At 61.7% G+C, this 19,628-nt stretch carries 22 protein-coding genes and 1 tRNA gene; 4 read left to right on the plus strand and 19 right to left on the minus strand.

The features are described 5' to 3' along the window. The first annotated feature begins 64 nt into the window (after positions 1 to 64). Positions 65 to 712, plus strand: a complete 648-nt coding sequence (locus JYG36_RS20915) for a TetR/AcrR family transcriptional regulator (protein WP_213602188.1) — start codon at positions 65 to 67, stop codon at positions 710 to 712. Positions 713 to 718: 6 nt separating this feature from the next. Here the strand turns inward: JYG36_RS20915 and JYG36_RS20920 are convergent, their stop codons facing one another. Both JYG36_RS20920 and JYG36_RS20925 read right to left on the minus strand, forming a co-directional pair. Beyond that, positions 719 to 1,399 carry a peptidoglycan DD-metalloendopeptidase family protein gene (locus tag JYG36_RS20920; protein WP_213602190.1) on the minus strand — a complete coding sequence of 227 codons (681 nt, stop codon included), beginning with the start codon at positions 1,397 to 1,399 and terminating at the stop codon, positions 719 to 721. A 48-nt stretch (positions 1,400 to 1,447) separates the two neighbouring features. Then, on the minus strand, positions 1,448 to 2,329 hold the full coding sequence (locus JYG36_RS20925; RefSeq protein WP_213602192.1) for a LysR family transcriptional regulator: 882 nt from the start codon (positions 2,327 to 2,329) through the stop codon (positions 1,448 to 1,450). A 91-nt stretch (positions 2,330 to 2,420) separates the two neighbouring features. Here JYG36_RS20925 and JYG36_RS20930 point away from each other — a divergent pair, with 91 nt between their 5' ends. Beyond that, a complete protein-coding gene (locus JYG36_RS20930) occupies positions 2,421 to 3,371 on the plus strand; it encodes a DMT family transporter (RefSeq protein WP_093386444.1) in 951 nt (316 codons plus the stop codon). Here the strand turns inward: JYG36_RS20930 and JYG36_RS20935 are convergent. Next, the gene (locus JYG36_RS20935; protein WP_093386449.1) at positions 3,313 to 3,771 is read right to left on the minus strand and encodes a hypothetical protein; all 459 of its coding nucleotides are present in this window, start codon (positions 3,769 to 3,771) and stop codon (positions 3,313 to 3,315) included. The two genes, JYG36_RS20930 and JYG36_RS20935, sit on opposite strands and share 59 nt — an antisense overlap. A 148-nt stretch (positions 3,772 to 3,919) precedes the next feature. Here JYG36_RS20935 and JYG36_RS20940 point away from each other — a divergent pair, with 148 nt between their 5' ends. Beyond that, the gene (locus tag JYG36_RS20940) at positions 3,920 to 5,173 is read left to right on the plus strand and encodes an ankyrin repeat domain-containing protein (protein WP_213602194.1); all 1,254 of its coding nucleotides are present in this window, start codon (positions 3,920 to 3,922) and stop codon (positions 5,171 to 5,173) included. A gap of 3 nt (positions 5,174 to 5,176) precedes the next feature. Here the strand turns inward: JYG36_RS20940 and JYG36_RS20945 are convergent, their stop codons facing one another. Then, positions 5,177 to 5,797, minus strand: coding sequence for a CatB-related O-acetyltransferase (locus tag JYG36_RS20945; RefSeq protein ID WP_045193528.1), 621 nt, complete (start codon positions 5,795 to 5,797; stop codon positions 5,177 to 5,179). A 17-nt stretch (positions 5,798 to 5,814) separates the two neighbouring features. Beyond that, entirely contained in the window at positions 5,815 to 6,699 is an 885-nt protein-coding gene (locus tag JYG36_RS20950; RefSeq protein WP_093386460.1) for a glycosyltransferase family 2 protein, read from the minus strand. Between the two features lie 344 nt (positions 6,700 to 7,043). Between JYG36_RS20950 and JYG36_RS20955 the strand changes: the two genes are divergently transcribed. After that, on the plus strand, positions 7,044 to 9,140 hold the full coding sequence (locus tag JYG36_RS20955; protein ID WP_502937481.1) for a TonB-dependent receptor: 2,097 nt from the start codon (positions 7,044 to 7,046) through the stop codon (positions 9,138 to 9,140). Positions 9,141 to 9,200: 60 nt separating this feature from the next. On the opposite strand, the gene JYG36_RS20960 is transcribed toward JYG36_RS20955, so the two are convergent. The 14 genes from JYG36_RS20960 to JYG36_RS21025 all read right to left on the minus strand — a co-directional run bounded on the left by JYG36_RS20960 (position 9,201) and on the right by JYG36_RS21025 (position 19,549). After that, positions 9,201 to 9,276, minus strand: a tRNA-Lys gene (locus JYG36_RS20960). A 61-nt stretch (positions 9,277 to 9,337) separates the two neighbouring features. Then, complete coding sequence (gene queC, locus JYG36_RS20965) at positions 9,338 to 10,012, minus strand: 7-cyano-7-deazaguanine synthase QueC (RefSeq protein WP_045193531.1); 675 nt, start codon at positions 10,010 to 10,012, stop codon at positions 9,338 to 9,340. Between the two features lie 13 nt (positions 10,013 to 10,025). Further along, positions 10,026 to 10,673 carry a 7-carboxy-7-deazaguanine synthase QueE gene (gene queE / locus JYG36_RS20970; protein WP_093386470.1) on the minus strand — a complete coding sequence of 216 codons (648 nt, stop codon included), beginning with the start codon at positions 10,671 to 10,673 and terminating at the stop codon, positions 10,026 to 10,028. 158 nt (positions 10,674 to 10,831) lie between these two features. Further along, positions 10,832 to 11,659, minus strand: coding sequence for a tol-pal system protein YbgF (gene ybgF / locus JYG36_RS20975; protein WP_213602199.1), 828 nt, complete (start codon positions 11,657 to 11,659; stop codon positions 10,832 to 10,834). Positions 11,660 to 11,665: 6 nt separating this feature from the next. Further along, the gene (gene pal / locus JYG36_RS20980) at positions 11,666 to 12,163 is read right to left on the minus strand and encodes a peptidoglycan-associated lipoprotein Pal (protein ID WP_010223188.1); all 498 of its coding nucleotides are present in this window, start codon (positions 12,161 to 12,163) and stop codon (positions 11,666 to 11,668) included. 52 nt (positions 12,164 to 12,215) lie between these two features. Continuing rightward, a complete protein-coding gene (gene tolB, locus JYG36_RS20985; RefSeq protein ID WP_045193535.1) occupies positions 12,216 to 13,517 on the minus strand; it encodes a Tol-Pal system beta propeller repeat protein TolB in 1,302 nt (433 codons plus the stop codon). Next, positions 13,514 to 14,590: a cell envelope integrity protein TolA gene (tolA, locus tag JYG36_RS20990; protein WP_093386479.1), complete on the minus strand. Its 1,077-nt coding sequence runs from the start codon at positions 14,588 to 14,590 to the stop codon at positions 13,514 to 13,516. Before tolA ends, tolB begins: the two co-directional genes overlap by 4 nt. After that, positions 14,590 to 15,042 (minus strand): protein TolR, encoded by a 453-nt coding sequence (gene tolR / locus JYG36_RS20995; RefSeq protein ID WP_045193537.1) that lies wholly within the window; start codon positions 15,040 to 15,042, stop codon positions 14,590 to 14,592. Before tolR ends, tolA begins: the two co-directional genes overlap by 1 nt. A gap of 14 nt (positions 15,043 to 15,056) precedes the next feature. Then, positions 15,057 to 15,752 (minus strand): protein TolQ, encoded by a 696-nt coding sequence (tolQ, locus tag JYG36_RS21000; protein WP_010223192.1) that lies wholly within the window; start codon positions 15,750 to 15,752, stop codon positions 15,057 to 15,059. A 2-nt stretch (positions 15,753 to 15,754) separates the two neighbouring features. Then, positions 15,755 to 16,210: a tol-pal system-associated acyl-CoA thioesterase gene (ybgC, locus tag JYG36_RS21005; protein WP_045193538.1), complete on the minus strand. Its 456-nt coding sequence runs from the start codon at positions 16,208 to 16,210 to the stop codon at positions 15,755 to 15,757. A gap of 124 nt (positions 16,211 to 16,334) precedes the next feature. After that, positions 16,335 to 17,390 carry a Holliday junction branch migration DNA helicase RuvB gene (ruvB, locus tag JYG36_RS21010; protein WP_045193539.1) on the minus strand — a complete coding sequence of 352 codons (1,056 nt, stop codon included), beginning with the start codon at positions 17,388 to 17,390 and terminating at the stop codon, positions 16,335 to 16,337. Next, positions 17,391 to 17,999 carry a Holliday junction branch migration protein RuvA gene (gene ruvA, locus JYG36_RS21015; protein WP_010223195.1) on the minus strand — a complete coding sequence of 203 codons (609 nt, stop codon included), beginning with the start codon at positions 17,997 to 17,999 and terminating at the stop codon, positions 17,391 to 17,393. Positions 18,000 to 18,107: 108 nt separating this feature from the next. After that, positions 18,108 to 18,632 carry a crossover junction endodeoxyribonuclease RuvC gene (ruvC, locus tag JYG36_RS21020; RefSeq protein ID WP_045193540.1) on the minus strand — a complete coding sequence of 175 codons (525 nt, stop codon included), beginning with the start codon at positions 18,630 to 18,632 and terminating at the stop codon, positions 18,108 to 18,110. A gap of 170 nt (positions 18,633 to 18,802) precedes the next feature. Further along, entirely contained in the window at positions 18,803 to 19,549 is a 747-nt protein-coding gene (locus JYG36_RS21025) for a YebC/PmpR family DNA-binding transcriptional regulator (protein WP_213602200.1), read from the minus strand. Positions 19,550 to 19,628: the final 79 nt, after the last annotated feature.

Raw genomic sequence — 19,628 nt, forward strand, 5'->3', positions numbered from 1 at the left:
CACTTCTTTCAGCAAAGATCAACCCAAACGAGATTTGTTCTCGTTAAGTGACGGACAAGCAACCATGAGTACTGACTGCGAAAACCCCAGGAAGGCCAGCCCGCGCCTCACCGCTCGCGGGCTTCAGCGCCGCCACGCATTGATCGAGGCGGCCACCCGGACGTTTATCGAGCACGGTTTTGAAGGCGCCACCCTGGACATGATCATCGACCTGGCCGGCGGCTCACGCGGGACGCTGTACAGCAGCTTCGGCGGCAAGGAAGGTTTGTTTGCCGCAGTGATTGAACGAATGATCGAAGAGATCTTCGTTGCCCCAGACCCCGGCAGCGCCGCACACGACTCGCTTGAACGCGTACTCGAACACTACGGGCGCCGCTTTCTGCACGGCCTGCTGGCGCCCAGAAGCATCGGCCTGTATCGCTTGATCGTGGCCGAAGCGCCGCGTTTTCCGCAGATCGGCGAGCACTTCTACACCCTGGGCCCCGAGCGCAGCTACCAGTTGCTGGCCGAGCGCCTGGGGCAACTGCACGGTATCCAGGCCGACCGGCAAACCCTCAACCTGGTTGCTTGCCAGTTTCTGGAGATGCTCAAGGCCGACCTGTTTCTCAAGGCGATCAGCATGCCGGCCTATACCCCGGCCAGCGAGGACATCGAGCAACGTCTGCAACTGAGCGTGAAGATCATCGCCCACTACCTGCAAGCGACGCCTTGAGCGTCCTCAGCTGGCCGGCAACACGCTCAGCGGATCGATCGGCTTGCCGTTCTGGCGGATTTCGAAGTACAGCTGCACGCGGTCGGTATCCAGGTCGCCGGCTTCGGCGATCTTCTGGCCCTTGCTGACGGTCTGGCCTTCCTTGACCAGCAACTTGCTGTTGTGGCCGTAGACGCTGGCATGGGCAGTGCCATGCTGGAGGATGATCAGGTTGCCATAGCCGCGGATGTTGGTCGCGAACGCGACCTTGCCACCCAGGCTGGCGTACACCGCCTGGCCCGGGGTGGCGGCGATGCGAATGCCCTTGTTGAGCTTGTCGGCGGAGGAATAGCGGCGGATCAGCGTGCCCTGCAGCGGCCACGCCCAGCCGCGCAGGGTGACCTTGGTGGCCGGCGCCACGGGCCGGGCCTTGCTGGCACTGCTGGTGGTGCGCGTGGTGGTTTTCGAGCCGCCGAAGCGGATGGTCTGGCCGACATTCACCGCATAGGGCGCACTGATGCCGTTGTAGCGCGCCAGTTCCTTGAAGTTCCAGCCATGGCGCGAGGCAATCGAGTACAGGGTATCGCCGCGCTTGACCTTGTAGGTGCCGGCCACGACTTTGTTGGCGGAGCTACCGGGGCTTGGGGAATGCGAACTGCATGCAGACATCGCCAGCATTACGGCGATCAGAACAAACCTGAAAAACACACCACTTCCTTTTCCCGGAGACGCCGTTGACGAGGGCGCTACTATAAATCAGTCCGCAGCGTTACGCGGCAATGTCCGTGCAAGTTCGATAAAAGCCCGGGTCGCGGGCGAGATGATGCGCTCATCGACCACCGCCAGCCCCACCATCCGCTTGACCGGCGGATCGAGCGGGCGCTGCACATAAGCCAGGCTCGTGGGCAACGGCAAGGACGATTGCGCGACGATGCTCACACCGTCACCACGGGCAACCATCTCCAGGGTGCTGAGCAGTTGCGAGGTGCGGTAGCGAATCCGGGGTTGCAGCCTGGCGGCAAGAAACAGCCGCGAGACGATCTCGGCTGAACCGGCCTCGGTCAATACGAAGGGGTCCAGGCACAGTTGCTTGAGCGTCACTGAAGCGAGCTGCGCCAGCGCATGGTCGGCGGGCAGCAGCGTAACCATCTGGTCCTCCAGCAGCGGGTAGCTGTCGAACTGCTCTTCAGGCAGCACCACGAAACCGACATCGATGCGCCGCTCCTGCAGCCAGTGCAGCACCTGGCGGTCCGGACCTTCGTCGACATGCACCTCGATACCGGGGTACGCCTGGCGGTAGGCAGCGAGAATCGCCGGCAGCAAGCGCACCGACGCTGTCGGCCCGAACGAGCCGATGCGCAGCGTACCCTGCTTCATGCCACGGGCATCGTGGGCTTCCTGGCGCAGGGTTTCGGCCAGGCCGAGCATGGCCTGGGCCCGCGGCAGCAGGCGGCTGCCAATATCGCTCAGCTCGATCTGCCCCTGCTGGCGCTCGAACAGGGCCACGCCAAGCTCTTGCTCCAGGGCGCGGATGGCGTGAGACACCCCTGATTGGGAGATTTTCAGTTGCGCCGCGGCAAGGGTGAAGCCCTTGCGCGCAGCGACCACGGCGAAGATTTCCAGCTGGGTCAAAGTCATCGAAAGCCCATGAGCAATTGCTCATTTCCCTATGAGTCGGCATTCGGACAAGTATGGCGCATCACCTGTACGCCGTCAGCCGGGGCCCGCCATGCCGTCTCAGTTTTGCACCTACCTGAAACTTGCGCTGGTCGCGATGATCTGGGGCGGCACCTTCGTTGCCGGTCGCGCCGTGGCCAGCGCTGTCGATCCGCTGCTGCTCGGCAGCCTGCGCTTTGCCCTGGCCAGCCTGGTGCTGGCGATCATCCTGCGGGTGTCGAAAAAGGGTTTTGTCCGGGTGAGCAAGACCCAGGCCGTGCAAGTCGCCGGCCTGGGGTTTGCCGGCATCTATGCCTATACGCTGTTCTTCTTCCATGGCCTGCAATACACCGATGCCTCCCGGGCTTCGCTGATCGTGGCGAGCAACCCTGCGGTCATGGCGATCATGGCCTACCTGTGTTTCAGGCAGCGCCTGGGCCGCACACAGTTGCTCGGCGTCGCCCTGTGCCTGCTGGGCGCGGGCTGGGTGGTGCTGGCCCGGGCGCCCGCAGCGATTGGCCAGGGCAGCTGGCTCGGCGATGGCTTGATCTTCGGCTGCGTGCTGAGCTGGGTGATCTTCAGTGTCTGCTGCAGCGGCCTGGTGAAACAGCTCGGCGCGCTGCACACGGTGACCTATGCGGTGTTCGCCGGGGCAGCGATGCTCAGCGTCCACGCCCTGCTCAATGGCAGCCTGAGCATCAGCGCATTGCACGCACTGTCGGCGCCCGAGTTGCTCAGCCTGGGGTACCTGGGGGCACTGGGTTCGGCGCTGGCGTACGTGCTGTATTACGACGCCATCGCCAGGATCGGCGCCACCCGGGCCGGCAGTTTCATTGCCCTCAACCCGCTGACCGCCGTGGTCGCTGGCGCCCTGCTGCTGGGCGAGCAACTGAGCGGCGCCATGCTGGCCGGTGGCACGCTGCTGATCAGCGGCATACTGCTGGTCAACCGCGTGCCGGCACGGCTCAGTTGTCCTGCGGCCAGTGCAGGTTCACCGTGCCGGTCTGGCCGGGAACCAGGTTGACGGCGCCCAGTTGCTGCACGCCATTGCGCGAGGCAACCAGGTTGTAATGACCCGGCGGCAGCTTGACGTAGACCATCGGCCCGACCTGGCTCAGTTGCAGCAAGGTTTGCCCCTGCCCGCCCTGGATCGCCAGGTCGACATCCGGCACATACTTGTTCTCGGGGCCGGTCGAGAAGGTCAGATGCAAGTTATAGCCCTGGACTTGCTGAATGGCCCGCGACTCATCGATGCCGATTCCGCCGCTGACATAGCTCACGCCATTCTGCTCCTGGGGTTGCAACTTGACCCCGGACATGTCGATCGGCTCCTGGTACTGCGCAGCTTGAGCGTGCTGGGCCGGCCAGGCCACCAGCAACGCAGCCAGTGCCGTGGTGAACGCAAGTGTGCTGAAGGATTTCATTGCCATGACTCCTGCGCTACAGCGTCGATACCATTTTACCCCTCTCACTCCTGGCGTTTAGATCAATTCGGCGTGAGGCTTGCGGGCAATACAATGAGGGTTTCGCCGCGTGCTAGAGTCTGCGGCCCAATCCGAAGGTGGACCACGAATGGAACTCTCCCCCGCCGAACATCAGCTGTTGCAGGACCACCAACTGGCCCTGTTCGAAGGCTGCGTGATCTTCGATACTCAACCTGCAATCGACGCCGCCACCCTGGCGCGGATCGAAGCCCAACTGAGCGGCCCGCTACCTGCAGGGCTGTTGCAGCTGTGGCAGACCTGCCTGGGCGGTCGCGTCGGCTATGACCTGGAAGTGGTTTACGACGGCCACCGCCACCCGTTCTCCTTCAGCGAGCTGTTCTACCCGGATAGTGACGGCTACCGCGACCTCTGGGGCTGGATCGAGCACGAACAGGAGCAAGCCGAAGAAGCCGCCCGGGAACACGGCCGCCCCTGGAACGGCAAGCTCGACTACCTGCCGTTCGGCGGATTCGAATATCTGGAGCGCTTGTACGTGTGCGTCACCCCGGGCCCCAACCATGGCGCGGTGATCGCCTGGAGCCGCGGGCTGCCGCCAGCCTGGGCCGGCAGCCTGCACCAGGACAGCCTGGCACGCATCGCCGACGACATCGCCGGGCTGTTCCACCTGCTGGCCTATGAACAAGACCCGTTCGACCCGCAGGCCGAGTACAGCAGCGCCAGCGAACTGCTCGAAGCGCTGGATGAACTGGAAGCAGCCGGTGAGTCGGGCGTGACGCTCAAGGCGCGGCTTGAGACCTTGCTACGCGAACGAGTACTGGACTGGCGCCCGGCACTGGCTGACGGCAGCCTCGCCGGACAACCACGCCTGCGCCAACTGGCGCTGCTCGATGCGGCCAGCCATGGCGATATCGAGCGCCTGGCAGCCCTGCGCAAGGCCGGCTGCGACCTGAGAGAAGTGCTGCGCGGACACGGCGCCAGCCTGGAATGCTGCCTGCAGCACGGCCACCTGGAAGCTGCCAGCTGGTTGCTCGACCAGGGCATGCCGGTGCAAGCCGACACGCTGCTGGTAGGCGCTGCGCAGGTAACGCCGGCGCTGGCCAAGCGCTTGCTGGGCCTGGGGGCGATTAGTGAACCCAGTGCGGTGCTCAGCGCCATCGCCCAGGACCACCTGGACAGCGCCGAGATCATGGCCCGGCCACTGCTTGAAGCCTCGCCGGACAGTGCCAGTGCCTTGCAAAAGGCGTTGCTCGAACGCGCCGAGCAGCAGCGGCGCGATGCCAAGCGGATCAAGGCCGGCACGTTGTACAGCAACCTCGGTGCCGCCGACTATCTGGCCGAGGCCGAACGCATCGACGCGCTGCGCCAGCGCCTGTTCAACTGACTGTCAGCCGTTACGGGCCTTGATGTAGGCAAGAAAGCTATCAAGGTCCGAGCTGCTGAGCATCCGCGAGACAGCTTTGACTTCATCCATGGGCCAGTCCCACCAGGCCGCTTCGAGCAAGGTGTTGCGCACTTCTTCGTCAAACCGCCACCTGATCTGCTTGCACGGGTTGCCGCCGACCACCGCAAACGGCGGCACATCGCGGGTCACCAGCGCACCGGCGGCGACAATCGCGCCATGGCCGATGGTCACGCCCGAGAGGATCACCGCGTTGGTGCAGATCCAGCAGTCGCTGCCGATCACCACATCGCCCTTGCTCGGCGCATAGTCCTTGATGTCCTTGACGGCATCGACCATGGCCGGGAACGGGTAAGTGGTCAGCCAGTCGGTACGGTGCTCACCGCCGAGCAGTATCTGTACGCCCGCTGCGATCGAGGTGTAGGAACCGATCTTCAGCACTGTATCGTCACCGAACTCGACAACTTCCGGAATCCCGTAGGTGCCCACCCCGACGCTATAACGTGGGTAACGCAGCCTGATCTTTTCTGCCGCACGCTCAAGCTTGTCCATCGAGCGCAGTCGTTTGCGCTCACGCCGCTGTTTCAAGAGGTCGAATAACTTCACAAAGGGGTCCTTGCTGATCAACGGTGCAGTACGAGGCGCTTCAGGCGTTTGAATGTGGTGCGGTTGTAATGGCGTAGCGGGATCGAGCGCAACAGTTGCCAGGCAAATTTCTTGTCGGCGACCACCGCATACTTCAATGCCTTGTTGATCAGCACCGTCCTGCCCTGCTGATACCCGGGATGCGTTTTGAAGGGCGCCATCGCCAGCATATCGGCATCCAGCAGGACCTTGAACTTTCTCGACAGGTTGTTGGGGTGGCGGCGATAGCGCGTCACGCACACCGGCAACTCGTGAATCTGGTAGCCCTTGCTGGCGATCCTGAGGGTGATCTGGAAATCCTGGACCTTGATCGCCGGGTCGTAGAACTGCGCCGCGCGCATCGCCTGCATGCGGTACAACGCGCCCGGCGCACCGATGACCACTGCCTCGCGGACGATCTGGTCGAAGCTGAAGGTCTTTACCTCGGTGCGCTGCTGGGTCTTGGTTTCGGCGCCATCGCTGTCCATGTAGGCGATCAGGGCGCCGACGCAGCCGACCTCGGGGTGCTCGTCCAGGTACCTGGCCCTGACGCTGAGCGAATGCGGGAGCATGATGTCGTCCAGGTCCGGAGTGGACACATACACGCCCCGGGCATGCTTGAGGCCATTGTTCAGCGTGGCACTGACGCCCTGATTGTGCTGGGTCAGCAGGGTGAAAGCGTAGGTGTCCTGCAGCGCCCGGAGCATGGCAAGGCTGTTGTCCGTCGAGCCATCGTCGACAATGATCACCTCGAAGTTGGGGTAATCCTGGGCAAAGATGCTCTGCAGCGCGGCCTCAAGGTACTTCTCGGCGTTGTAGCAAGGAGCGACGACCGAGATCAGTGGCGGCGACTGGGAAGGCTGCTGGGCGTGTTCTTGGGTCATTACGGGTAAAAGCCTTATGCCGGCCTCACGACGGAGGCGGGTCATCTTTGAGTTCGAAGTGGCACCATGATGCTGGAACTCTGCCTGGTTGTCATGGTTCGCTCCAGAAACATGTCGAAACACCTACAGCTGCAAGAAAGGTAAGCGGCGAGATTATCATCAGCAACGTAACTGCTAATAATTCTCATAAACACTTACATTTAATTTTCACTGGGGTGAAACTTTACATGTCTTGCCAACTTGCTCGTGGTCGTTCATCGCATTCCTTCATGGCTTCAGCGCTGGGCCTTGCCGTCGCTTCAACATCAAGCTATTCGCTCGCCGAGAAGGCGTCCAGCCCGCCTATGGAGCTGGGCAATATCAACATCGATGCCAAGGCCAGCAGCGACTACAAGACTGAACGCTCGGCGTCGGGCAAGTACACCACCACCCTGCTCGACACCCCGCAGACCATCACCGTGGTGCCCTCCCAGGTAATCAAGGAGCAGCAGGCCCTGAGCCTGCGCCAGGTACTGTCCAACGTCTCCGGCATCACCTTCAACGCCGGCGAAGGCGGTGGCGGCTCGGGCGACAGCATCAACATCCGCGGCTTCTCGGCCAACAGCAATATCCAGATCGACGGCTTGCGCGACAGCGCCCAGACCAACCGCACCGACACCTTCAATGTCGAGCAGGTCGAAGTCATCAAAGGCCCCAACTCTGTGTTCGGCGGTGCCGGCACCACCGGCGGCAGCATCAACATCATCAGCAAGCAGCCCCAGGACCAGGCCTTCACCCGCCTGGGCGGCAGTGTCGGCACCGACAGCTACCACCGCATGACCCTGGACAGCAACCAGCCGCTGGAGGGCGTAGGGCATGACAGCGCGTTTCGCATCAACCTCATGGGCCACCAGAACGATGTGGCCGGCCGCGAACAGATCGACCGTGAACGCTGGGGGCTCGCCCCATCGCTGCGCCTGGGCCTGAGCGAATCCACGCGCCTGACCCTGAGCGCCTTCCACCAGGTCGATGACAACCTGCCCGACTACGGCGTACCGGCCCTGGACGGCAAACGCCTGGCCGGCGTCAGCCGCGAAGACTACTTCGGCTGGAAGAACCTCGACAAGGAAGAGATCGAGCAAAGCTCGTTCACCGCCAACTTCGAACACGACTTCAACGACAACCTGCGCCTGCAAAACCTTACGCGCTACAGCCACATTGCCCGCGATACCACGGTTTCGGCTTCGCACGTCAACACCACCGGCCTGCCGCCTGGCCGCTATCGCCCCGCCGGCCCCCAGGGCTACGGGCGCGATGCGACCACCGAAATGTGGATCAACCAGACCAATCTGATCAGCAACTTCAAGCTGCTGGGCATGCGCCATGACCTGGTCACCGGCATGGAAGTGTCACGCGAAACCATGGACCTGAAGACCTACGGCTACGGCTTGAGCAACGCCCTGTATCCCGCTAATGGTTATGATCTGAGCAACCCGCCGGGGCACTGGTCGGGGCCGGCCAACAAGGCCACCAGCAGCTACACCGACACCGAGCTGACCAACCAGGCGCTGTACATCTTCGACACCATTGCCCTGCATGAGCAATGGGACCTGAACCTGGGCCTGCGCTACGACAAGTTCAAAGGTCAGGCCCAAGGCTACGACGCCGGGCATGTACGCACCTCCGACTTCGACTCCACCGACGAGAAACTCAGTGGCCGTGCCGGGCTGGTCTACAAACCGACTGAGAACGGGCGTATCTACCTGGCCTGGGGCAACTCCTTCAACCCTTCGGCAGAGAGCCTGGCCTCCACCGGCGGCGGCCTGAGCGCGGCCACCGAAAACCTCGCCCCGGAAAAGAACGAAACCTGGGAACTGGGGACCAAATGGGAGCTGCTCGACAAGCGCCTGGAACTGGACGCGGCGCTGTTTCGGGTAGAAAAGACCAACGCCCGCGAAACCATGGCCGACGGCTCCACCCAACTGGCCGGCAAGCAGCGTGTACAGGGCGTCGAAGTCGGGGTCACCGGGCATATCACCGAGCAGTGGGATGTGTTCGCCAACTACACCTTCCTCGACAGTGAAACCCTCAAGGCCGCCAACACTGCAGCCGGTATCGCCCGTGAAGGCCAGGCCCTGGGCAACACCCCGCCGCGCTCGCTGAACCTGTGGACCACTTACCAGCTGCCGGCCGGCTGGACCCTGGGCTATGGCGCGCGTTATGTCAGCGAACGCAACGTCACCTCCAGCACCAGCGCCAAGCTTGACGCCTACTGGCTGCACAACGCCATGGTGGCGTACCGGGTCAACGAAGACCTCGACCTGCAGCTGAACGTCAACAACCTGTTCGACAAGGATTACGTTGAGCGTGTGCGCCAGCAGAACGGCACCGATGCGCGTTCTTCGGCCATAGAGTACGGCGATGCGCGTTCGGCGATTCTGTCGGCGACCTACGCGTTCTGATAGGTAGGAAACGAAAAAGCCCGCGACCTTTGCAGGACGCGGGCTTTCTCTTACAGCGTATGGTGGGTCGTGTAGGATTCGAACCTACGACCAATTGGTTAAAAGCCAACTGCTCTACCAACTGAGCTAACGACCCGTTGGATGGCGCGTATAATACTGATTTCTAACAGGAAATCAACACCCCATCGCAAAATAATTTAAAAATATCTGGTCGGGTCCTCTACACCGGCGGCTTTAAAGCCGTCGGCGCGCAGGCGGCAGCTGTCACATTTGCCGCACGCACGGCCTTGATCGTCGGCCTGATAGCAGGAAACGGTCAGGCTGTAATCCACCCCGCGGGCCATGCCGGCCTGGACGATCTGCGCCTTGCTGAGGTTCTGCAGCGGTGCCTGGATGCGAAAGCCGTTGCCTTCGACACCGGCTTTGGTAGCCAGATTGGCCATGCGCTCGAACGCCTCAACGAACTCCGGACGGCAATCCGGGTAACCGGAGTAATCCACGGCGTTGACGCCGATGAAGATATCGCGGGCTTCCAGTACCTCTGCCCAGCCCAGGGCCAGGGACAGGAACACCGTATTGCGTGCCGGCACGTAAGTGACCGGGATGCCTTCGCTCGGCGCTTCAGGTACATCGATGCTGCTGTCGGTCAGGGCCGAGCCGCCAATACCGTCCAGGCTCAGGCCGATGACCTTGTGTTCGACCACGCCCAGGTCGCGGGCAACCCGCGCTGCGGCGTTGAGCTCGGCGCGGTGGCGCTGGCCGTAGTCGAAGCTCATGGTGTAGCAGCTGTAGCCCTCGGCCTTGGCCATGGCAACAACAGTGGCCGAGTCGAGGCCGCCGGAAAGCAGAATTACCGCACGTTTCTCAGTCATTGCATCACTCCTGTCAGCGTCCCGGTTCGTCGTTCCACAGCAGTTTGTGCAGCTGCATCTGGAAACGAACCGGCAAATTATCGGCCACGATCCAGTCGGCCAGGTCGGTGGCACTCACCTGGTGGTGGCTGGGCGAGAAGAGTACGTCGCCAGCGCGTTTTTCCAGGCCATATTGAATGAGCTTGGACACCGCCCAATCGTAGTCTTCACGGGAACAGATAACGAACTTGACCTGGTCATTCGGGGTCAGCAGCTCGATATTCTCGTAACGGTTGCGGTGAACTTCCTCGGAGCCTGGGGTTTTCAGGTCGACCACGCGACTGACCCGAGTGTCGACCCTGGAAATATCCAGGGCGCCACTGGTCTCCAGCGAAACCTCGTAACCGGCGTCGCACAGCTGCTTGAGCAAAGGGATGGCATTGGGCTGGGCCAGCGGCTCGCCGCCGGTGACGCAGACATAGCGCGGCTTGAAGCCGGCGACCTGGTCGAGGATCGAGTCGAGGGTGCGGATGCTGCCGCCACTGAATGCGTACTCGCTGTCGCAATACTGGCAACGCAGCGGGCAGCCGGTGAGGCGGACGAATACCGTGGGCAGCCCAGCGGTACGCGTTTCACCCTGCAAAGAGTAAAAAACTTCGGTAATGCGTAATGTGTCTTGCATAGTCGCCACGGGCGTAACAGCTAAACAGGCTGTCCGCCTCCGTCAGGCACTGCTGAGAACCCGTCATCGCGTAGTTCGCAGCAGCGTGTTTCATAAAAGGGCAGTGATTCTAACGAAAAAACCCGCGACTAGCGCGGGTTTCTTTTAAAACGGCTGGTTCAGAGCTTTTGCAAATCGCGCTGGGCCAGTTGTGCGGCCGAGGTACCCGGGTACTGGGTAACCACCTGCTGGAGAATGCCCTTGACCCGGTCGGTGTGACCCAGGCGGCGTTCCACGTCGGCGAGCTTGTACAGCGAATCCGGCACCTTGTTGTGCTTGGGATACAGCTGGCTCACTTTGGCAAAGGCTTGCCCTGCCGCTTGCAGGTCACCTTTGGCCAGGTTTACTTCACCGAGCCAGTACTGGGCGTTGCCGGCATACTGGCTGTTCGGGTACTTGCGCAGGAAGGCGTTGAACGCCTGGCTGGCCTTGTCGAAATCCTTGGCTTTGATCAGGTCGAAAGCAGCGTCGTAATAGAGCTTCTCTTTCGCCGGATCGCCAGGTTCGCTGCTGGCGGCAGGCTGCTGGCCGGTGGCAGCACCGGTGGCAGCGCCTGCAGCAGCACCGGCGGCTTCGCCACCAGCTGGGGAATTGGGCGGAGTGGTGGCAGGTGCAACACCGCTTCCGATACGCCGATCCAGGTCCTGGTAACGCTCCAGGCTCTCCTGTTTCATGCGTGACACGTCATTTTGCAGCTCTTCAATGACGCCTTGTTGACGCGCTATCTGCTCCTGCATTTGCTGCAGTTGCATGAACAGCTGGCCCTGTGCCGAGGCAGGGGCCGTAACCCCTCCCCCGGCATAGGCGCCGTTCGTACCATAACCCGCAGGCGGATAGCTGCTTGCGCCGCTATAGCCTGCGTTGTCATCAACAACAGGAACCTCAGCCCAGGCCATGAGAGGCAGGGTGAGAGCCAGGACGGTTACAGCACGACGGCACGTTCGCATATCGAATTACTTACGCAGTTCGACGCGACGGTTCTGAGCCCAGGACTGCTCGTCGTTACCGGTAGCAACTGGACGCTCTTCGCCGTAGGAAACCAGTTCCAGCTGGGCAGGAGAAACGCCTTGCAGTACCAGGTAGCGTTGAACGGCTTTCGCACGACGCTCGCCCAGAGCCATGTTGTATTCGCGAGTACCACGCTCGTCGGTGTTACCTTCCAGAACGACGCGAGCGCCGTTGCCTTTCAGGTCCTTGGCATGAACGTCCAGAGCGCGCATGGCTTCTGGCTTCAGGTCCGAGCTGTCGTATTCGAAGTAGAAGGTGGTGATTGCGCGCAGAGCAGCTTCTTCGCTCAGGCTGCCGTCAACAGCGCCAGTGTTGGCACCGTAGCCAGCGTTAGGATCAACCTGGCCTTGACCAGCATCGTCGCCGCCTTTCGAGGAGCAACCTACAGCTACGGCCATGGCCAGAGCCAGCGCAGCAAACTTACCAAACTTCAGCATTTCCATCGTGAAACTCCTAATGAACCCCAGTGTGTTAAGTAAAACGTAAAGCGCCGCGTCAGTTCAGGTAAGGGGACCAGGACGGTTCTCTGACTTCGCCTTGAGCGGTAGGAAGCGGGAGCCTCACGCGTCCGTTGAGAGAGACGAGCATCAAGACTCCCCGGCCCTGCTGGCGGGTGGCGTAGATTAGCATGGTGCCGTTGGGCGCAACAGTGGGTGACTCATCAAGACTTGTTTCCGAGAGAATCTTTACACTGCCGCGTTGCAAATCTTGTGCAGCCACTTTGAAGTTGGTGAAACCTTGTTGGCGATGAATCATCACCAGGGTCTTTTCATCCGCCGACAGTTTAGGGTTGGCGTTGTAGTTACCCACGAAAGTTACCCGCTCTGCACCACCACCGGAAACATTGGTTTTGTAGATCTGTGGTTTACCACCGCGGTCGGAGGTGAAGTAGATGGTCGAGCCATCTTTACCCCAGAACGGTTCGGTGTTGATACCCGGGCCTGCGGTCACGCGCGACAGCTGGCGCGAACCCATGTTCATCACGTAGATGTCCGGGTTGCCGTCCTTGGACAGCACGAACGCCAGGCGCGAACCATCCGGCGACCAGGCTGGCGCACCGTTGAGGCCTTCGAAGTTGGTGATCTGCTCACGGCGACCGGTATCGATATGCTGGACGAAGATGCGCGGACGCTTCTGCTCGAACGACACGTAGGCAATGCGCTTGCCGTCTGGTGCAAAGCGCGGCGACAGGATCGGCTCACGCGACTGCAGCAGGGTTACCGCCCGCGCACCGTCGTAGTCCGAACGCTGCAGGGTGTAACGGGTATTGTTGGTCGAGAAGCGCTCGGCGGTCACGTAAAGCATGCGGGTAGAGAATGCACCCTTGATGCCGGTGAGCTTTTCGAACGACTGGTCGGCGATGTAGTGCGACATGTCGCGCAGTTGATCGACGCTGCCCGAGACGCTGCCGGTCAGCACTTGCTGCTCGGTGGCGACGTTGAACAGCGCGTACTGCACCTGCAGGCGGCCGCCGGACGGAACGATGCTGCCGACCATCACGTACTGGGCGCCCAGGGCTTTCCAATCACGGAAGATCACTTCGCTGGCCTGGCTCGGCTGGCTGATCATGTTCTGGCGCGGGATCGGCGAGTAATAACCGGAGTTGCGCAGGTCATTGCCGATGATGTCAGCCATGTCTTCAGGCAGCACGCTGCCGCCCTGCAGCCCGAACGGCACGACCGCGATCGGCGTGGCGCGATCGCTGCCGCTGGTGACCAGAATGTTCTTTTCATCTGCTACGGCCAACCCTGCTGCACAGCAGAGAACGACCAGCAGTCCTCGAAGAAGGTTAATCACAAGGCTAGATCCTCAGGTGTGAATGTCATCTTGAATGAACGATAGGGATTGAATTCGCTCGGTTTCAAGCCCTGCATTTCGGTTAAACGACCAATGTTCTTGACCGCTGCCACAGCCGAGCTGTCAAACGGACCGTCACCACTGGAGCGGGCTACGCTCACCGAGGTAATGGTGCCGTCCGGCAACATGCCGATCTGCAGGACCACCGTCATGTTCTTGCGCGCAGAAGGCGGACGTGCCCAGCCCTCGGCCGCACGTGCACGGATCAGGTCGTCGAAATCGCCGGCTACCTGGTCACCCTGCTCGTCAGCCAGGGCCTGCTGCCGTTCGGTGGTATCGGACAGAAGCTCGGCCAGGGCCTGGGCTTTCTTGTCTTCCGCCGCCTTGCGGGCTGCATCCTGTGCCTTCTTCTTGGCCGCATCAGCTGCGGCTTTCTTCTTGGCGTCTTCGGCGGCTTTCTTCTTCGCCTCTTCAGCCGTTGCTTTTTTCTTGGCGTCCTCGGCCGCCTTCTTCTTGGCGTCCTCGGCTGCTTTTTTCTTGGCTTCTTCAGCCGCCTGCTTCTTGGCCTCTTCGTCAGCCTTTTTCTTGGCTTCCTCTTCGGCCTTCTTCTTGGCGATGTCAGCCTGTTGCTTCTCGGCAGCCTTCTTCGCCTCTTCGGCTTTCTTGGCTTCGGCGGTTTTCTTCGCTTCCTCGGCCTTCTCGGCCTGTTCGGCTTTCTTCGCTTCAGCTTCGGCTCGCGCCTCTTCGGCCTTTTGAGCCGCTTCTTCTTTCTTTTGTTCCGCAGCCTTCACTGCCTGCTGCTCGACCTTCTTCTGTTCCATCTGTTCTTCTTCGGTTTGACGCGAAGCAGTCTTCTTGGCCTCACCGGCAATCTTCTGATTGGTCTGGGTGGTGGCCTGGCTCTTGGATTTGAGCTGGTACAGGGTTGCCTGGACAATAGGCTTGGCCGGCGGCAGCTCCGGGGTCATGGCAAAGCTGACGAACAGCATGCCGAACACCAGAACGTGCAGCGCAATGGCCCAGACACTGGGCCAGAAATAGCTTTCCGAGGCGGATGGCTCTCGCTGTTGCATCAGGGCGCCTCGGTAATCAGGCCAACGTTACCGACACCTGCCTTCTGCAACCCGCCCATGGCACCCATGACCGCGCCGTAGTCGACGGACTTGTCGCCACGGATGAAGACCTGGGTCTGCTTGCCCTGGTCACGGCCGGCGCTGATGATCTTGGTCACGGCGTCGGTCATTTGCGGCAAGGTCATGGCCTTGTCCATCTGCTTGTCGGTGTCGACTTCACTGCCAAGGTTCCAGTAGTAGGTCTTGTCAGCCTTGATCGAAATGGTCAGGACCTGGGTGTTGTTGTCCTGCGGCAAGGCTTCACTGGAAACCTTGGGCAGGTCGACCTTCACGCCCTGGTTGAGCATCGGTGCGGTCACCATGAAAATCACCAGCAGTACCAGCATCACGTCGATGTATGGCACCACGTTCATTTCGGCGACCGGCTTGCGTTTGTGGCGAACTCGGGCCATGGGCTTTTACCTGATCACTCTTCGCTGGTGTGCACTTTACGGTGCAGGATGGCCTGGAACTCGTCGGCGAACGTGTAGTAACGGCCGATCAAGACTTCACTGCGGGCAGCGAAACGGTTGTAGGCAATAACCGCAGGGATCGCGGCGAACAGGCCGATCGCGGTGGCGATCAGGGCTTCGGCGATACCCGGGGCCACGGTGGCCAGGGTCGCTTGCTGCGCCGAGGCCAGGCCACGGAAGGAGTTCATGATGCCCCAGACGGTACCGAACAGGCCGATGTACGGGCTGGTGGAACCGACGGTGGCGAGGAACGGCAGGCTCTGCTCGAGCTTCTCTTCCTCACGGGAGATGGCTACGCGCATGGCCCGGCCAACGCCTTCCATGACCGCGTCCGGGTCGACGCCTGGCTGTTGGCGCAGACGCGAGAACTCTTTGAAGCCGGCGCGGAACACCTGCTCTACACCCGAATCCGGGTCCGGGTTGCTGCCAGCCTGACGATACAGCTTGGACAGGTCGATACCCGACCAGAAGCGCTCTTCAAAGCTGTCCAGCGCACGACGACCGGCGCGCAGCATGGTACTGCGCTGGAAAATCATGATCCATGACGTTACCGATGCGGCCACCAGAATCAGCATGACCAGCTGCACCACGATGCTGGCATTGCTGACCAGGCTCCACATGGAGGTATGGTCGACGACGTTAGCTTCCACGCTTAATCTCCTGCATTTGAATGAGTACCCGGATCGCCCGCCTCGGCAAAGGCCGCGCGCAGCGCTTGGGGGATGGCCCGGGGTTTGAAAGTATCGGCGCGCACACAGGCCACCAGGAACTGCCCCTCACAGAGCAGCGTTGCATCTTTTTCGCGCCACACCTGCTGCACGAAGCGCAGGCTGGCGCGGTTCAATTCAAGCACTTGCGCGGTAACCCGCAACTCGTCGTCCAGCCGCGCTGGCGCGTGATAGCGCGCCTCGCTGGAATGGACCACGAACAGCAGGTTGTCCTGCGCCAGTGCCGACTGGGCAAAGCCCAGGTCACGCAACCGCTCGGTGCGGGCACGTTCCATGAATTTCAGGTAATTGACGTAATACACCACGCCGCCGGCATCGGTATCTTCGTAATAGACACGACAACGATGTGCGAACGGCTCTAGCTCGTTTTGCGCGCGCATACTCTAGTGCTAACTCCTCAGCTTGCCAATCCGCCCCGGCAACTGTTTTTCATCGATTATGTCGTATTGCCAGCGCGACGGAGGCATGCCGCGGATAGGACCACAGAAACGCTGGATAAATCTGTCATTCATCGGTCTGGGCGGAAAAACCCTCGCCGCTGATCGATTCGCCCAGGCGGTTGGGAATGTTCAGGCCGAAATGCAGGTAGGCATGCCGGGTCACCACCCTGCCCCGTGGCGTGCGCATGATATAGCCCTGCTGGATCAGGTAGGGCTCGAGCACGTCTTCGATGGTGTGACGCTCTTCGCTGATGGCCGCGGCCAGGCTGTCGACCCCCACCGGGCCGCCGTCGAACTTCTCGATCATGGTCAGCAGCAAGCGCCGGTCCTGATGATCGAAACCGCGCTCGTCGACGTCCAGCAGGTTCAGCGCCATGTCGGCCACCGGCTTGGTGATGTGGCCCTTGCCACGCACCTCGGCGTAGTCGCGCACCCGCCGCAGCAAGCGGTTGGCAATCCGTGGCGTGCCACGGGCGCGGCGGGCGATCTCGAAGGCACCTTCGTCTTCAATGGGCAGGCCGAGAATGCCACCGGAACGGCTGACGATGGTCGCCAGGTCCTCGGTGTTGTAGAACTCAAGGCGCTGGACGATGCCGAAGCGGTCACGCAGCGGGTTGGTCAGCATGCCGGCACGGGTGGTGGCGCCGACCAGGGTGAACGGCGGCAAGTCGAGCTTGATCGAACGCGCCGCCGGCCCCTCGCCGATCATGATGTCGAGCTGGAAGTCTTCCATGGCCGGGTACAGCACTTCTTCGACGATGGGCGACAGGCGATGGATTTCGTCGATGAACAGCACATCGTGCGGCTCAAGGTTGGTCAGCAACGCGGCCAGGTCACCCGGGCGTTCGAGGATCGGCCCGGAAGTGCTTTTTATCGACACGCCCATTTCCTGGGCAATGATATTGGCCAGGGTGGTCTTGCCCAGGCCCGGCGGGCCGAAGATCAGGGTGTGGTCGAGGGATTCGTTGCGCCCGCGGGCGGCCTGGATGAACAGCGCCATCTGTTCACGCACCACCGGCTGGCCGATGTATTCGGCCAGGCGCAATGGGCGGATCGCCCGGTCCTGGACCTCTTCACGGTCGCGCCCGGTGGCGGCTATCAGTCGATCGGCTTCAATCACTTAGATCATTCCCTTCAGGCTGCGACGGATCAGCTCTTCGCTGCTCAGGCCCTTGGCATCCACGGCGGCGACCGCCTTGCTCGCTTCCTGGGGCTTGTAGCCCAGGGAAATCAGCGCGCTGACGGCATCGGCCTCGGCGCTGGAAACGCTGGCAATCGGCAGTGGACCATTGGGCACAAGGGCAAACATGGCCGGGGAGGTTTCCCAGGCCTTGAAGCGGTCCTTGAGTTCGACCAGCAGGCGTTCGGCGGTCTTTTTACCAACCCCCGGCACCTTGACCAGGGCCGAAGCATCCTGGGCCTGGACACAGCGTACCAGTTCGTCGACCTCCAGGCCCGACATCAATGCCAGGGCCAGCTTGGGCCCCACGCCATTGAGGCGGATCAGCTCGCGAAACAGCTCGCGCTCGCGCTTTTCATGGAAGCCATACAGCAGGTGGGCGTCTTCGCGCACCACCAGGTGGGTGTGCAAGGTCACCACTTCGCCAACCTTGGGCAGGCGGTACAGGGTGGTCATCGGCACTTCGAGCTCATAGCCCAGGCCGTTGACGTCGACAATCAGGTGCGGCGGCTGTTTTTCAGCCAGGGTGCCGCGCAAACGTCCAATCACGTTCCGATCCTTCCTCATGGGTACCGGCAAGCGACCGGTCAACCCTAACAGCAAATGCAATGGCCGATGGCATTGCCCAGGCAAAATTTGTTTCAGCAGATGATGCTATCAGAGCCGCAAGCGCCCGCTTCGACTGCGCGCCGTACCCAGGCCGTGGGGCACCAGGCTTGAGCGGGTATGGGCATGGCACAAGGCGATGGCCAGGGCGTCGGAGGCATCGATCTGCGGCTTTTGCGTCAGTTTCAGCAGGTGCATGACCATCATCTGCACCTGCTCCTTATTGGCCCCACCGGTGCCGGCCACCGCCTGCTTGACCTGGGTGGCGCTGTACTCGGCGATTTCCAGGCCTTCTTCGATAGCCGCGACGATCGCCGCGCCGCGGGCCTGGCCGAGCTTGAGCGCCGAGTCGGCGTTGCGCGCCATGAACACCCGCTCGATGCCCATGGTCACCGGGCCGTGCTGGCGGATGATTTCGCGCACGCCGCGAAAGACGATCTGCAGGCGCTCCGGCAGCTCGCCGGCGCCGGTACGGATGCAGCCCGAAGCCACGTACTCGCAACCCCGCCCACTATGGCGCACCACGCCATAGCCGGTAATGCGCGAGCCGGGGTCGATGCCAAGAATCAGAGTCATACGTCTTTGCGCCATAGTAAAAACAGAAGCCGGACCGGCTCGCAGGTGCAATGCAACTGCAGGCAGATCCGGCCTCGGGCCGGTAGGAGCGGGCTTGCCCCGCGATTGCGCATTACCACCCAATCGCATCGCGAGGCAAGCTCGCTCCCACCTAAATGAACAACTTGAGACTAGCCGAGCTGTTCCATGACTTCGTCAGGAATTTCGGCATTGGAGTAGACGTTCTGTACGTCGTCCAGGTCTTCAAGCATGTCGATCAGCTTGAGCACCTTCTGTGCGCCGTCCAGGTCGAGTTCGGCGCTGGTGGTCGGCTGCATGACGATTTCCGCGTCAGCGGCCTTGAAACCGGCCTCTTCCAGGGCGTTGCGCACGGCATAGAAGCTGTTGAACGAGGTAAACACGTCGAACGAACCGTCCTCGTTGCTGACCACGTCGTCGGCATCGGCGTCCATCGCCGCTTCCATCAGCGCGTCTTCATCGACGCCGGCGGCAAAGCTGATCTGCCCCTTGCGCTCGAACAAGTAAGCCACCGAACCGTCGGTGCCGAGGTTGCCGCCGCATTTGCTGAAGGCATGACGCACAGCGGCGGCGGTGCGGTTGCGGTTGTCGGTCATGGCCTCGACCATGATCGCCACGCCGCCCGGGCCGTAACCTTCGTAGCTGAGCTCTTCGACGTTGTCGGCTTCGGCCGTGCCAGCACCGCGGGCAACCGCCCGGTCGATGATGTCGCGGCTCATGTTCGCCCCCAACGCCTTGTCCAGGGCCAGGCGCAAGCGCGGGTTGGAGGCAGGATCGCCTCCGCCCTGCTTGGCGGCAACGGTCAGCTCACGAATCCACTTGGTGAAGATCTTGCCTCGCTTGGCATCCTGGCGCTCTTTGCGGTGCTTGATGTTTGCCCACTTGGAATGACCTGCCATAACGCACTCCGAATCCTTTGTAACAATGCCACGCCGCGGCCGCGCTCACGCCCGGCCGAGACCTTTAAATTCATGCGCC

This window comes from Pseudomonas sp. SORT22, assembly GCF_018417635.1.
Taxonomy (GTDB): domain Bacteria; phylum Pseudomonadota; class Gammaproteobacteria; order Pseudomonadales; family Pseudomonadaceae; genus Aquipseudomonas.

Bases quoted from the DNA above. Each gene is read 5' to 3' on its own strand.
- JYG36_RS20915 (WP_213602188.1), top strand. From the start codon at position 65: ATGAGTACTGACTGCGAAAACCCCAGGAAGGCCAGCCCGCGCCTCACC.
- JYG36_RS20925 (WP_213602192.1), bottom strand. From the start codon at position 2,329: ATGACTTTGACCCAGCTGGAAATCTTCGCCGTGGTCGCTGCGCGCAAG.
- JYG36_RS20930 (WP_093386444.1), top strand. From the start codon at position 2,421: ATGCCGTCTCAGTTTTGCACCTACCTGAAACTTGCGCTGGTCGCGATG.
- JYG36_RS20935 (WP_093386449.1), bottom strand. From the start codon at position 3,771: ATGAAATCCTTCAGCACACTTGCGTTCACCACGGCACTGGCTGCGTTG.
- JYG36_RS20940 (WP_213602194.1), top strand. From the start codon at position 3,920: ATGGAACTCTCCCCCGCCGAACATCAGCTGTTGCAGGACCACCAACTG.
- JYG36_RS20950 (WP_093386460.1), bottom strand. From the start codon at position 6,699: ATGACCCAAGAACACGCCCAGCAGCCTTCCCAGTCGCCGCCACTGATC.
- JYG36_RS20955 (WP_502937481.1), top strand. From the start codon at position 7,044: ATGGAGCTGGGCAATATCAACATCGATGCCAAGGCCAGCAGCGACTAC.
- queC (WP_045193531.1), bottom strand. From the start codon at position 10,012: ATGACTGAGAAACGTGCGGTAATTCTGCTTTCCGGCGGCCTCGACTCG.
- queE (WP_093386470.1), bottom strand. From the start codon at position 10,673: ATGCAAGACACATTACGCATTACCGAAGTTTTTTACTCTTTGCAGGGT.
- ybgF (WP_213602199.1), bottom strand. From the start codon at position 11,659: ATGCGAACGTGCCGTCGTGCTGTAACCGTCCTGGCTCTCACCCTGCCT.
- pal (WP_010223188.1), bottom strand. From the start codon at position 12,163: ATGGAAATGCTGAAGTTTGGTAAGTTTGCTGCGCTGGCTCTGGCCATG.
- tolA (WP_093386479.1), bottom strand. From the start codon at position 14,590: ATGCAACAGCGAGAGCCATCCGCCTCGGAAAGCTATTTCTGGCCCAGT.
- tolR (WP_045193537.1), bottom strand. From the start codon at position 15,042: ATGGCCCGAGTTCGCCACAAACGCAAGCCGGTCGCCGAAATGAACGTG.
- ybgC (WP_045193538.1), bottom strand. From the start codon at position 16,210: ATGCGCGCGCAAAACGAGCTAGAGCCGTTCGCACATCGTTGTCGTGTC.
- ruvC (WP_045193540.1), bottom strand. From the start codon at position 18,632: ATGACTCTGATTCTTGGCATCGACCCCGGCTCGCGCATTACCGGCTAT.
- JYG36_RS21025 (WP_213602200.1), bottom strand. From the start codon at position 19,549: ATGGCAGGTCATTCCAAGTGGGCAAACATCAAGCACCGCAAAGAGCGC.